The organism is Pedobacter sp. GW456-11-11-14-TSB4, assembly GCF_059424425.1.
Window position 1 is genome coordinate 897,773 of sequence record NZ_JBWKZK010000002.1, and the last position, 12,809, is coordinate 910,581.

Genomic DNA, 12,809 nt, shown 5'->3' on the forward strand with positions numbered 1-12,809 from the left:
CAGCTATGAAAAAAGACGAAGAAAAACAACCAGTGAAAAAAGCCACCGATAAACAGTCGGATGCCAAAAAAGAGCGGGTGGGCGAAAAACCTACCGTTAAAAATACAGATGAAAAGGAATTGGAGGCTGGTAAGAAATCTAGGCCCGAGGCGCATTCGAAAGGTGATGGACATAAACATAATGACCCAAAGGTTGAGGCACATTCCGAAGGCGATGGGCACGAACATGCGCATGGCGGGATCTTCGGTGCCAATACAGAACTGATCTTTTCGCTGATCTGCGGGGCGCTCCTGGGCACGGGCTTCGGACTTTCCTATCTAGAGGGCATTCCTTCGTGGGTGGGCATTGCGATCTATGTTGCAGGCTATTTCTTTGGCGGGTTCTATACCGCAAAGGAAGCTGTACAGACCATTGCAAAGGGCGGTTTTGAGATCGATTTCCTAATGCTGGTGGCCGCTATCGGCGCAGCTGTCCTTGGCTCGTGGATGGAAGGTACGCTGTTGTTGTTCCTTTTCAGCCTGGGCCATGCACTTGAACATTATGCGATGGGCAAGGCCAGGAAATCAATTGCCGCCCTGACCACCCTTGCACCACCTACTGCACTGGTGGTAAGGGAAGGAAAGCAATCGGAGATCGGTATTGCAGAACTCGTTCTGGGAGATGTCATCGTTATCAAACCAAACAGCAAGATCCCTGCCGATGGGGTCGTGGTAAAAGGCGAGGGCAGCGTGAACCAGGCACCAATCACCGGGGAAAGTGTTCCGGTGGACAAGTCGCCGGTACCCGATGCCTCAAGGGACTATGCTGCCGAAAAGACGATCAAGCCACAGCACCGTGTATTTGCCGGAACGATCAACGGCGCCTCTGCCCTAGAGGTCAAGGTGATCAGGGAGGCGAAGGATTCGACCATCTCAAGGCTGATCAAAATGGTGAACGAGGCAGAAAAGCAGAAATCCCCGACACAGCTTTTTACCGACAGGTTCGAGAAATACTTTGTTCCTTCCGTACTGGTGCTGGTGACACTGCTCTGCTTTGCATTTCTGGTGATCGATGAACCGTTTGCAAAGAGCTTCTATCGTGCAATGTCGGTGCTTGTCGCCGCAAGCCCGTGTGCACTGGCGATCTCTACGCCAAGTGCGGTGCTCAGCGGAGTGGCACGTGCTGCACGTGCTGGCGTACTGATCAAGGGCGGAAGGCCACTGGAAGATCTCGGTTCGCTCAATGCCATCGCATTTGATAAGACAGGTACCTTGACCGAGGGAAGGCCGGAACTTACCAATGTTGTGCCCCTGGGCGATACAACCGAAGAAGATCTTTTGAATACAGCTGTTGCGGTCGAGCAGCTAAGCGATCACCCGCTGGCCGAGGCAATCGTAAACGGTGCCAGGGAACGTATGAAAAAACAGAACATTCCCGACGCCAAAAACGTGAAGGGGATCACCGGACGTGGCGTGCAGGCGGAAGTTGGCGGCAAGAAGGTGCTGATCGGCAACAAGGCACTATTTGAAAAGGACAAAGTGCCGGCAGAAATTATCTCCCAGGTCGAGGAATTCGAGAAGGGCGGGCATACCTCCATGCTGGTCAAACGCGATGGGGAGTTCATCGGGATATTGACCCTGATGGACGTGCCAAGGAAGGAAGCAAAAAACGTACTGAAGGAACTTGCTGCGCTTGGCATCAAAAAGATGATCATGCTCACCGGGGATAACCAGAAGGTTGCCGATGCGGTGGCGAAACAGATCGGGATCACCGAGGCATGGGGCGACCTGATGCCAGAGGACAAGGTGAAGGCGGTGCAGAAACTTGATAAGTCGGAAAAGATGGTGGCGATGGTCGGAGACGGGGTGAACGATGCACCGGCAATGGCCAAGAGTACCGTCGGGATTGCCATGGGCGCTGCTGGAAGTGATGTTGCGCTGGAAACAGCGGACATTGCACTGATGGGCGATAAACTGGAAAGCCTGCCCTTTGCGATCGGCCTTAGCCGTAAGGCAAGGGGTATCATCAAACAAAACCTTTGGATCAGTCTTGGCGTAGTCGCGGCCCTCATCCCGTTGACCGTACTTGGCATAGCAACCATCGGTCCCGCGGTTATCGCACACGAAGGCTCGACGCTGATCGTGGTGTTCAATGCGCTGCGCCTCTTGGCCTATGATGGTGGACTTAAAAAAACTTCGGTAAAAACAAAAAGGAAAAGCAATGCTTAAAAGGCTCAAAAAAATATTTTCTGCCCTAGGTCCCGGAATTGTAACCGGGGCCAGTGATGATGATCCCTCTGGAATAGCGACCTATTCCCAGGCGGGTGCAAAATATGGACTTGCCACACTCTGGACGGTGCTGATCACGTTCCCTTTAATGGCTGCGATCCAGGAGATCTGTGCAAGGATCGGCCTTGTCACCTCGGTGGGGCTCACCACCACGCTCAGGCAGCACTACTCAAAACCTGTGCTCTACCTGATGATCCTGTTCAGTGTTCCTGCAATAACCCTTAATATTGGGGCGGACATCGCGGGCATGGGTGCAGTGGCACACCTGATATTCCCCGGGATACACGCCATGGTCTTTAGCATCATATTTACGGTGATATTGCTGTTTTTCATCATCTATCTGCCCTATTCAAAGTTCGTGTCGGTCCTCAAGTACCTCTGCCTTACCCTGCTGTTATATATTATCGTGCCCTTTTTTACCAAGCCGGACTGGGGTGAGGTGATGAAGGCGACCTTCATCCCAACCATAAAATGGGACAAGGACTTTATTGGTATGCTGGTCGCCATCCTTGGCACCACAATATCCCCGTACCTTTTCTTTTGGCAGACGGCCATGGAGGCTGAAGACGTCAAGGACGTAAAGCGGCAGATCATGGTCAACAAGCGTTTAGTTACCCTTAACGGTGAAAAAAAGAGCAGCGAGGAAAAGAAGAAGCGGGAAAACAGGATGATGGGCCTATTGATCAAAAAGATGGGACTGGACGTGAACCTTGGTATGCTGCTTTCCAACCTGATCATGTTCTTTACCATCCTTGCAACCGGTACTGCACTCTACAGTCAGGGCATCAGGCAGATCGATACTGTCGAACAGGCTGCCAAGGCGCTGGAACCTGTCGCGGGAAAAGCATCCTACCTGCTGTTTGCCCTTGGAGTGATCGGTACGGGCTTTTTGGCGATCCCGGTGCTGAGCGGCAGCCTGTCCTATATCATATCGGAAACATTTGGCTGGAAGGGAAGCCTGGACAAAAAATTCAATCAGGCAAAACCCTTTTATGGAGTGATCATCGTTTCGGTGACCATCGGGCTATTGATGAACTATATTGGCATCAGTCCCGTGGATGCCCTACTGTATACCGCAATCCTCTATGGGCTGACCTCCCCTGTGATCATTGCAATATTGCTGCACATTGCCAATAACAAAAAGATAATGGGCGATTATACTAATGGCCGCTGGTCCAATATCCTTGGCGTGGCTGCTTTTTTATTGATGGCGGTATCAGCAGTTTTTCTGATCTATCTCCAGTTCACCAGTTGATCTCAAAAGGGCATGAATAAGCGGGAAATATCCACAAAAAAAAGTGACAGGGCAATGTTGAAGGTGCCTCTTCCGGTAACAGTAATGCTGGTGGTGTTCTGCGGGATTGCTGTCCTGTATCTTTCTTCTTTTTATAAATGGGAAGACGCCCTTGAATTGGCTGACAGGCAGCTACTTATAATGGCAAATACCCATCGCAGCGCCTGGCTGGATGGGCTGATGGCAAAGGTGGGAAGCCTTTATTTCTGGATACCGTTCTACTGTGCGATGGTTCTGTTTGTCCTTGCCAGTGACAGGGTAAGGTTTGCCCGTGCAGGAATATTCCTGATATTACTGCTGGTGATGCAACTGGTATTGATCACTGCACTAAACAGCCAGTTGGAGCACCTTCGCCCTCTTTATCAGCGTCCACTTGCTTTGTTGCTTAAGGTAGGGAGTGGTGGTAGGGGAAGTGCCTATGGCTGTCTTCCAATGCCTTGCATTGCTGTGGGTGTTTGGGCCTTTCTATTGATGTACCTGCGAAGAAGCTATTGGCCCATGAAGGTTGCGCTTGCGCTGTGGGCCGCACTGCTTTTATACAATCGTATCTATAACGGTTGGAACTATCCGCAAGAGGTACTTTCGGGCGCAGCAATTGCACTGGGAACTGCCTACCTTTTTTTTAGGCTATACAGATATCAGCTAATGAGGCATTATGCGGGTTAGTTGGTGCCGATACGCTACCACGGTATTCGAAGGACTGCCGGTGGAACCGCCCCTGAAAGGAAACAGCGTTAACCATGCCTTTTTTACTGGCTTTTTGCTTTTTTGTTAAACGGCATGCTTATTTAAAATTTAAAAAATGAAAGTAAAAAATTATACGTTAATCGCCAAGATCAATCGGATGGATGCCCACCACAAGCTCTATATCTCTTTGGGCATCGCAATATTGGCATTCATTATATCAAACTTTATATCAAATGGAGGGATGGAACTGGAGTTGCGCCTGATGGCAACCTGGCTGTCGTACCTCTTTTCGAGCTTGGCCCTTGGATGGATCACTATACTCAGTTCACATCCATCAGAGGTTAAGCATGAGGCCCATGCCCAGGATTCCAGCCGTTCGCTAGTGTTCCTTTTTGTGGTGGTGGCCGCTTTTGCCAGTCTTTTTGCCATTCTGCTGCTGCTACGGGGATTTGCTGGTGATAATGGCCCTTCGGCGCTGGTATTGGTGCCCTTGACGGCAGTTGTTGGTTCCTGGTGGCTGGTGCATACCGTTTTTACGTTGCGATATGCGCATTTCTATTATTGCGACATCGACAACGATGTCAAGGGTGGAAGCCAAAAACCTGGTGGGCTTGAATTTCCTGCGGAAAAGCAGCCGGACTATCTTGATTTCGCCTATTTCGCTTTTGTAGTGGGTACGACTTTCCAGGTTTCCGATGTACAGATCACCTCCAGGAGAATTAGGCGCCTGGTCTGGATGCATGGACTGCTTTCCTTTGCATTCAACACTTTTATCGTGGCCTTTGCAATCAACGTTGTCTCTGGGCTGATTTCAAAATAGAACTTCTGAAAGATGAAAAATAAAATACCTGTCAAACGCAACAAAAAATATATCAAAAAGGAACCTTTGGTTCCACGGGAGAAGGTAAGTCCGCCACGTTCAATGGGGAAGAAAATTTTACGGATTGTTTTCTTTGTGGTAGTAGCAGCCCTGCTGTTGCTGACCATTGCATTTAAGCTTCGCCACTATTTAGTAAAACACTGGTAGCTATAAACATTATGAAGGTAAATATTCCTCTGTTGTACAAAGAGATCCCAAAATACGTTACGCTGCTTTTCCAGCATAACGGTAACCCTGCATTGATGTACCACAACCTTGAACATACAAAAAGCGTTGTCTCAAGGGCGATGGAGATCGGAGGCCACTATGGCCTTGACCAGAAGGAAATCTTTGTTCTTTTTTCTTCCGCTTGGTTCCATGATACCGGCCAGCTGTTTACCGTACCCGAAGAGCATGAACAAAAGAGCATTGCGATCATGGAGGAATTTATGTACGGACATGGTTCAGCGATGGAAATTGTGGGTCTGATTGAGGGCTGTATACTGGCCACCAAAATTCCGCACAGGCCTGAGACTTTCCTACAGGAAATCCTCTGTGACGCAGATACCTACAATCTGGGCACCGAGGAATTCCTTAGGACCGATGACCAGCTTAGGGAGGAGCTCTCCCTTCGTGGTGTTGCAACAAGGGAAGGTTGGGACGAGAGTACGCTTCTATTTCTAAGCTGCCACCGGTTTTTTACGTCCTACTGTAAGCAGCGCCTTCAGGCCGGAAAACAAAGGAACATCGATATCATCACTGGACGCATCAACAATAGTTTGCACCAATAATTTAATTAATTAAAATAGTTATTATGAAATGGACATCAAAGAATTTTCCCCTTGAAATGGAGGGGCTTGAACCAAAGGTGAGGGAAAAGGCGATCGAGATTGCCAACCAGCTGAAACAGGAGGGCAGGGTCAAGGAGCTTTCCATCGTGGATGAAGCTATAAAACAGGCAATAGAATGGTTCCAGGAAATGGAGGGCTAGGAATGGAACTGATCAATTCAATGGACCTTGACAGTGAACTGAGTGTTGTGCTGAGATTAATCATCGCTTTTGCCCTGGGCGCATGGATTGGTTTTGACCGCGAGAAACATGGCAGCAGTGCGGGCATCAGGACCTATGCCGCGGTATGCCTTGGGGCAACGCTCTACACGGCGATCGGTGAGCATATGGGCGATACGGCCGCTGCATCAAGGATAATTGCCAATATCCTTGTGGGAATAGGTTTCCTTGGCGCAGGGATCATATACAAAAACGACAAGACTGGCAATTCGCAGGGACTGACCACGGCGGCAACGGTATGGTGCACGGCAGGGATCGGTGTGGCAGTTGGGCTGAAAATGCTGATCATTGCCGTAGTTGCGGCGGCGGCTGTCTATTTTCTGTTAAGTCTCCATCACCACAAATGGTATTTAAGGTGGAAAACCAAAATGCAGAAAGAGCATAAAATTGAAAACCCAGATGATTGACCACATAAATGACGCTTTAGAACTACAGAAATGAAAAACTGCCTCCGGTGTTTTATGTATATATTACAAATATTATTTACGGTTAGCACTTTTGCCCAGCAGGCCGTTGATACTATAAAGGTACAGTCCGATACGCCGGGAATGAAATCTAAAATCTCAAAGCACAAATTCCAGAAGGCTTACTCGGGATCGGCGTTCATCATCCCAGGGGCAGCTATTGCCTATGGCTTTATAAAATTGGACAACAACGCCCTCACAAGGCTTGACCAGGAAGCTAAACATGAATTTTACAGCGGACACCCCCATCGGCAATTCATAGTAGACGATTACCTGCAATTTGCCCCCGGGGCAGCAGTATTCGTCCTAAATGGCCTGGCTGTCAAGGGGAAAAACAACGTTTCCGATCAGAGCGGCATTTATTTGCTTTCTAACATCATCTTAAATGGTACCACCCAAAGCCTTAAGCGGATCACGGCCGTGACCAGACCTGACGGCACCCCAAATGCATTTCCTTCCGGCCACGCTGCCGAAGGGTTTGCATCGGCAGAGTTCCTTCGCAGGGAATACGGTGAACAGTCGTTATGGTATACGATATCCGGCTATACCGCCGCGGTTTCGGTGGGGGTGTTAAGGATGTATAACAACCGGCACTGGCTCAGTGATGTCATAGCTGGCGCTGGTGTTGGCGTTCTGTCAACCAAGGCTTCATATTGGCTATATCCGAAAATCAAAAAAATATTTCAAGGTAAATCCAAAAATACTGTGTTGATATCGCCAACCTACAACAAAGGTGCGACCGGTTTCTGGATGGTTAAAACATTTTAATATAGGGCATAGACAAAAAACTAATATAACTCTGCCCAATAAATAATAATTTGGTTATCCAATAGCCCAAGCATTCTCTTGTTAAGACTACAGATATGAAACAAGTGCAAACTGATCATAAAGTTGCCCCCGATCGGCAATCCAAAGACCGGAAAATGACCACTGTCCAATGTCCTGACCGGCATGAACCAGAAGTGTGCAATTTTAGGGGGAAGGTCAAATCTATGGACCCGGACAACGTTAAATAATAAATACCTGGACAACTTATCAAACGAACAACCGCCTGTGGTAAACCTAATGAAAATAGCTGAAGGCTCTTTAGAATTTGAAGCTTTGTCTCTATTTTACAAACATAACGATCAATCTTGTTTCGCAAAACTCATTGTTGCTAATGAGTTAAAATGGATTGGACTCGACCCTAAGCCTAGTCCAATCCAGATATACATATCAACTTTTCTTTGGATCGTGATGTTCGTCCTCATCATGATGTTCCGCCTCTGAATGGTGTTCTTTTTCTTTGTGATGCTCCATTTCATCTGCATGTTCTGGTCCTTCATGATGCTCTTTGTGAGGATGGTGTTCCTCGTGCTCATGGTGTTCTGGATGTTTGTGCGTCTCTTTTTTCGAATTTTCAGTGTTCATAACTTCAGAATTTAGTGGTTAAAAATTAATTTGATTGTGTCCGCGAAGTTTTCGCAGTATTTTTAGGCAATAAAAGGCTTTAAACGATCACTGTTATATGGGATTAGCCTAAGGAGAAAATGTAGTAAACTCAACTCTGCGACCCTTAATGCTCGCGGGCGGCTACTATCTATGCTGTCGAATCCACCCATAACAAAAAGAGAAAGCGTAGCAAAAAAAGCAGCTGTTAAATTTTTCATACCCAAACTGATCATTAGTCTTTTAAAGACAACTACAAAACTAATTTGTTTGAGAAAATGCAAAATACACCCTGCTAGATATTTTCTGTTTCACGGATTTAAATTAATTATACAAATAGAGTATAAGGCGCTTCTGCTCTGAACACGCAAAAAACGTCTGTCATTAACCAATCTGCGCCATAGCTTGTACTTCCCGAATACTTATACGTTCCATCCGATGCCTGAGATGATAAAAGAATACCCACGGAGGATATCCTACATAAGGAGCTTGTTATTCTTCCACCAGATGAACTGAAGATCAACAATGAAACGATAGCGACAGTTTCGGTTACTACGGAAACTAAGCGCTTGATTCAACAAAAATGTAATCTATCAAGCTAATTCTTGACAAGACCTTTCTTGCTATTGCCCTGGTTTTTTCTGTATGGAAAATTGAACTTATTTCTTGCGGGAAGGACTTTTTCCCACAGCCTTGCATTGCTAATATGTCTATAATTACATGTATGATAGGATTTTATTAGTTAGATTACATTTCAGCGGCATCAAAATTAACTGGCACACCCTTTGAATATCTGCAGCTATCGTCCCGGTTATCAAGTTGATTTTTAACTGTGTGCTTTCTTTTTTATTTATTAATTGGTAGTTTTATGGGGGCATTTAAACCATAGCGTACTAGGTATCGTTATAGATGAAATGACAGAAGGAGATATTGGCTTAATTAATCAAAAATAAAACCTGCTGTCGGTAAAGCTATGCTCTTGTCAGATAGGAACGATGAAGATCTTTTACGAAACGGTAGCGCACCTGGATGTAGCGAATTCCGTAGCTTAGATGTTGGACACCAGTAAGTTAATCGGGAGCTAAATATGGAGGATAAAATCGGAATTGGAGCTGCCCACTAGCACTTCCGCCGGAAAAGGTAGTATTTGATGACCCGAAAAGCACCAAAAAATGAATAACATAGGAAAACTAGTATCACTTGATAATCTACAGTTATTATGAACAACAAAGAAAAAGGCATGCCCTTCGAACAGAAAGATGCCGAGATTGAAACCACACATGATAAAGTGGGCATATACCAGAAATCTAGCGGGCATGAGGGCCATAATCACAATGACCACGGTGATGAACATGGTGTTGATGGTCGCAATCAAGGTTCTGAGGACGCATCAGATAAGCCATGGTGGATTGAGCACTGGGATTTACTAGCGTCTCTATTAATCCTTGCGGCTCTTTTAGTGCTGGAATATGCCTTTGACTATAAACTTCCTGACCCTTACGCTTTAATAGTAAATGCCATAGCTTACCTGCTGGCTGGCTGGGGGGTTTTGGCAATGGGGTTCCGTAAAGCGAAACGCGGAGACGTTTTTAATGAGTTTGTATTGATGAGTGTGGCAACATTGGGCGCATTTTATATTGGTGAGTACACCGAAGGCGTTGCCGTAATGGTGTTTTATTCAATTGGAGAATGGTTCCAGGATTCCGCTGTGCGAAGAGCAAAAGCAAGTATCAAGGCATTGCTTGATATCAGACCGGATGAAGTAACGGTTATCCGGGATGGAAAAACATCAGTGATTAGTCCTTCCGAAATTGAGTTAGGAGAAACCATACAGATAAAGTCAGGCGAAAAAGTAGCTTTGGATGGCGAACTGATTTCGGAAACTGCTTCTTTTAACACCGCTGCCCTCACGGGCGAGAGCAAGCCGGATACAAAATATAAAGGCGAACCTATCTTTGCCGGAATGATTAATCTTAATACCGTGTCCGAAGTTAAAGTTACGGCACTGTTTAAAGATAGCAAGCTGAGTAAGATTTTGGAAATGGTGCAGGACGCTACCGCCAGAAAATCTCAAACACAATTATTTATTTCCAGGTTTGCAAAGGTTTACACGCCGATAGTATTTTTCCTTGCATTAGCGTTAGTGGTTGTCCCTTACTTTGTGGTCGATAGCTATGTGTTCAACGACTGGTTATATCGAGGCTTAGTATTCCTGGTTATCAGCTGTCCCTGCGCACTTGTGGTATCAATCCCTCTAGGTTATTTCGGGGGCATCGGTCTGGCATCCAAAAATGGCATCTTGTTTAAAGGAGGAAACTTCCTGGATGTAATGACTAAGATTAACGCCGTTATCATGGATAAAACCGGTACATTAACCAAAGGCGTTTTTAAAGTCCAAAAGGTTATTGTCCAGGATATTGATGAAAAAGAATTGGTTCGTCTTACAGCAGTACTTGAAAAAAGTTCTACCCATCCGGTAGGGAAAGCAGTGGTCGAACATGCTGGAAATTCGGTAGGCACAATGGCAGCCACAAATGTAGAGGAAATTTCGGGCCATGGCCTCAAAGGAACTGTTGACGGAAAAGAAGTTCTTGCAGGAAATGTGAAGCTGATGACGAAGTTTAACATAGCCTTTCCTCCCGAAGTGGAAAAGGTAGTTGATACCATTGTGGTTGTTGCGGTGAACAATAAATATGCCGGGTATATTACTATTGCTGACGAAATAAAGGAGGACGCAGCAGAAACAATCAAACAAATGCATGCACTAAACCTCAAAACAGTAATGCTCTCCGGCGATAAGCAGTCGGTGGTAGATAATGTTGCCAAACAGATCGGGATAGATGATGCTTTCGGCGATTTATTGCCAGAAGGGAAAGTTGAGAAAGTACAGGTTTATAAAGATCAGGGATTCCGCATAGCCTTCATAGGTGATGGAGTAAATGATGCTCCCGTGGTAGCCCTGGCAGATGCTGGTATTGCGATGGGAGGTCTAGGAAGCGACGCAACAATAGAAACAGCAGATATAGTAATTCAGAACGACCAACCCTCTAAAATTGTATCTGCCATTAAAATCGGAAAGATTACCAGGAATATAGTATGGCAGAATATTATTCTGGCCATGGTGGTCAAAGCCATAGTACTTGCGTTAGGCGCCGGAGGTATTGCGAGCCTTTGGGAAGCCGTTATTGCAGACGTGGGAGTGGCATTATTAGCTATTGTAAACGCGGTCAGGATTCAGAAGATGAGAGTATGATTTGCTGACAAGCCAGCGAGACGCTCTGTTTGTTATCATTGTTGTCTGCCCCGCCGAATGGCGGATCAATTTTTTTTAATTTTAACTTAAAACCATAATTTATGAATTGTCCATCCTGTAACGAAACATTATTGATGACCGAAAGGCAGACAATAGAAATTGATTACTGCCCTAAATGCCGCGGCGTATGGCTCGACAAAGGCGAGCTTGATAAGATAATCGAAAAATCACTTGAGCAGGAAGCACCGGCCCAAAATCCACAAAACCAAAACCAAAACCAACAAAACCAAAACTATAACGACCCTTACAATCAGCGCGGCCATCATGGAGATGGCGGACATCACGGCGGTTACAGCAAGCATGGCAAAAGAGGTTTCTTGGGAAATTTGTTCGATTTTTAAGTTGCACACTATAGCGAATTTTAGGTTATCCATTTGCAACAGCTATTAATGAATCTAGATAAATCATTTAATCATGTCAGAAAATTATGCCTCAGCAGGCTATCAAAACAAGAAACAGTTAAAAATAGTTTTATTATTGACAGGCTCTTACCTAGTTGCAGAAGTAATAGGAGGCGTTCTAACTGGAAGCCTAGCGCTGCTGGCTGATGCAGCACACATGCTTACTGATGTTGGCGGACTAGCCCTAGCATTGTTTGCCATACATATGACCCAGCGTGCCGCTACGAACAAACGTACCTATGGATATTACCGTGCTGAAATTCTGGCAGCACTTGCCAATGCTGTTGTTCTCATAGGGATATCGATATATATTTTATATGAAGCGTACGGAAGATTTAAAAATCCTCCTGAGGTATCCAGTAAAACGATGCTTATAGTTGCAGGCATTGGACTGGTTATAAATATCATCGGGATGCTCATCTTGCGCAAAGGCTCTAACGAAAGCCTCAATATGAAAGGGGCATATTTCGAAGTGCTTTCCGATATGCTTACATCGGTGGGAGTAATTATAGCTGCTATCATTATGCTAACTACCGGTTGGTGGTATGCCGATCCATTAATTTCTGCGGGCATCGGGCTATTTATACTACCGCGTACATGGATATTATTGAAAGATGCGATAGGGGTGTTGCTGGAAGGAACACCTTCTGATGTAAACGTGGAAGAGTTGCGAGCCGGTATTACTGAAATTCCGGGCGTAAAAGCAGTGCACGACCTCCATGTTTGGGTACTTACATCAGGCTTTAACGCCATGAGTGCACACATCGTAATAAATGAAGGGTTATCTTATCACAGCACCCTGCAATTAATTAATGACACAATAACCGCCAATTATAAAATAAGGCATACCACTATACAATTGGAGATGGGCAAATATGAAGAACAGGAAACTCATCTTTAACGCTATGTGGTAATTGCATAATGCACCAAAAGTGATGCAGACCAGGACTCCTCCAGTTCATTTTGGTGGAACATGTAGACTGGTCTATTTTGAAGGTTCCTTCAGAGTATTAACTGCCCGGACAAC

The 12,809-nt window shown here is 45.8% G+C and carries 13 protein-coding genes; 12 read left to right on the forward strand and 1 reads right to left on the reverse strand.

Translation table 11 applies throughout. From position 1 onward, the window contains the following. The first annotated feature begins 5 nt into the window (after positions 1-5). The 9 genes from AC07XU_RS11160 (at position 6) to AC07XU_RS11200 (ending at position 7,408) form a co-directional block, all read left to right on the forward strand. On the forward strand, positions 6-2,207 hold the full coding sequence (locus AC07XU_RS11160) for a heavy metal translocating P-type ATPase (protein WP_494943729.1): 2,202 nt from the start codon (positions 6-8) through the stop codon (positions 2,205-2,207). Further along, positions 2,200-3,522 (forward strand): Nramp family divalent metal transporter, encoded by a 1,323-nt coding sequence (locus tag AC07XU_RS11165; protein ID WP_494943730.1) that lies wholly within the window; start codon positions 2,200-2,202, stop codon positions 3,520-3,522. Before AC07XU_RS11160 ends, AC07XU_RS11165 begins: the two co-directional genes overlap by 8 nt. Before the next feature lie 12 nt (positions 3,523-3,534). Further along, complete coding sequence (locus AC07XU_RS11170) at positions 3,535-4,227, forward strand: phosphatase PAP2 family protein (RefSeq protein ID WP_494943731.1); 693 nt, start codon at positions 3,535-3,537, stop codon at positions 4,225-4,227. 136 nt (positions 4,228-4,363) lie between these two features. Continuing rightward, complete coding sequence (locus AC07XU_RS11175; RefSeq protein WP_494943732.1) at positions 4,364-5,068, forward strand: DUF1345 domain-containing protein; 705 nt, start codon at positions 4,364-4,366, stop codon at positions 5,066-5,068. A gap of 12 nt (positions 5,069-5,080) precedes the next feature. After that, positions 5,081-5,275 carry a hypothetical protein gene (locus tag AC07XU_RS11180; RefSeq protein ID WP_494943733.1) on the forward strand — a complete coding sequence of 65 codons (195 nt, stop codon included), beginning with the start codon at positions 5,081-5,083 and terminating at the stop codon, positions 5,273-5,275. A gap of 11 nt (positions 5,276-5,286) precedes the next feature. Beyond that, positions 5,287-5,898 carry an HD domain-containing protein gene (locus AC07XU_RS11185; protein ID WP_494943734.1) on the forward strand — a complete coding sequence of 204 codons (612 nt, stop codon included), beginning with the start codon at positions 5,287-5,289 and terminating at the stop codon, positions 5,896-5,898. Between the two features lie 23 nt (positions 5,899-5,921). Then, positions 5,922-6,098 carry a DUF2188 domain-containing protein gene (locus AC07XU_RS11190; RefSeq protein WP_494943735.1) on the forward strand — a complete coding sequence of 59 codons (177 nt, stop codon included), beginning with the start codon at positions 5,922-5,924 and terminating at the stop codon, positions 6,096-6,098. Positions 6,099-6,100: 2 nt separating this feature from the next. Continuing rightward, a complete protein-coding gene (locus AC07XU_RS11195; protein WP_494943736.1) occupies positions 6,101-6,583 on the forward strand; it encodes an MgtC/SapB family protein in 483 nt (160 codons plus the stop codon). A gap of 30 nt (positions 6,584-6,613) precedes the next feature. Then, the gene (locus AC07XU_RS11200) at positions 6,614-7,408 is read left to right on the forward strand and encodes a phosphatase PAP2 family protein (RefSeq protein WP_494943737.1); all 795 of its coding nucleotides are present in this window, start codon (positions 6,614-6,616) and stop codon (positions 7,406-7,408) included. Between the two features lie 447 nt (positions 7,409-7,855). On the opposite strand, the gene AC07XU_RS11205 is transcribed toward AC07XU_RS11200, so the two are convergent. Continuing rightward, on the reverse strand, positions 7,856-8,050 hold the full coding sequence (locus tag AC07XU_RS11205) for a hypothetical protein (protein ID WP_494943738.1): 195 nt from the start codon (positions 8,048-8,050) through the stop codon (positions 7,856-7,858). A 1,237-nt stretch (positions 8,051-9,287) separates the two neighbouring features. Between AC07XU_RS11205 and AC07XU_RS11210 the strand changes: the two genes are divergently transcribed. The 3 genes from AC07XU_RS11210 to AC07XU_RS11220 all read left to right on the forward strand — a co-directional run bounded on the left by AC07XU_RS11210 (position 9,288) and on the right by AC07XU_RS11220 (position 12,683). After that, positions 9,288-11,321 carry a heavy metal translocating P-type ATPase gene (locus AC07XU_RS11210; protein WP_494943739.1) on the forward strand — a complete coding sequence of 678 codons (2,034 nt, stop codon included), beginning with the start codon at positions 9,288-9,290 and terminating at the stop codon, positions 11,319-11,321. A gap of 101 nt (positions 11,322-11,422) precedes the next feature. Continuing rightward, complete coding sequence (locus AC07XU_RS11215) at positions 11,423-11,722, forward strand: TFIIB-type zinc ribbon-containing protein (RefSeq protein WP_494943740.1); 300 nt, start codon at positions 11,423-11,425, stop codon at positions 11,720-11,722. 73 nt (positions 11,723-11,795) lie between these two features. Further along, positions 11,796-12,683: a cation diffusion facilitator family transporter gene (locus AC07XU_RS11220; RefSeq protein WP_494943741.1), complete on the forward strand. Its 888-nt coding sequence runs from the start codon at positions 11,796-11,798 to the stop codon at positions 12,681-12,683. Positions 12,684-12,809: the final 126 nt, after the last annotated feature.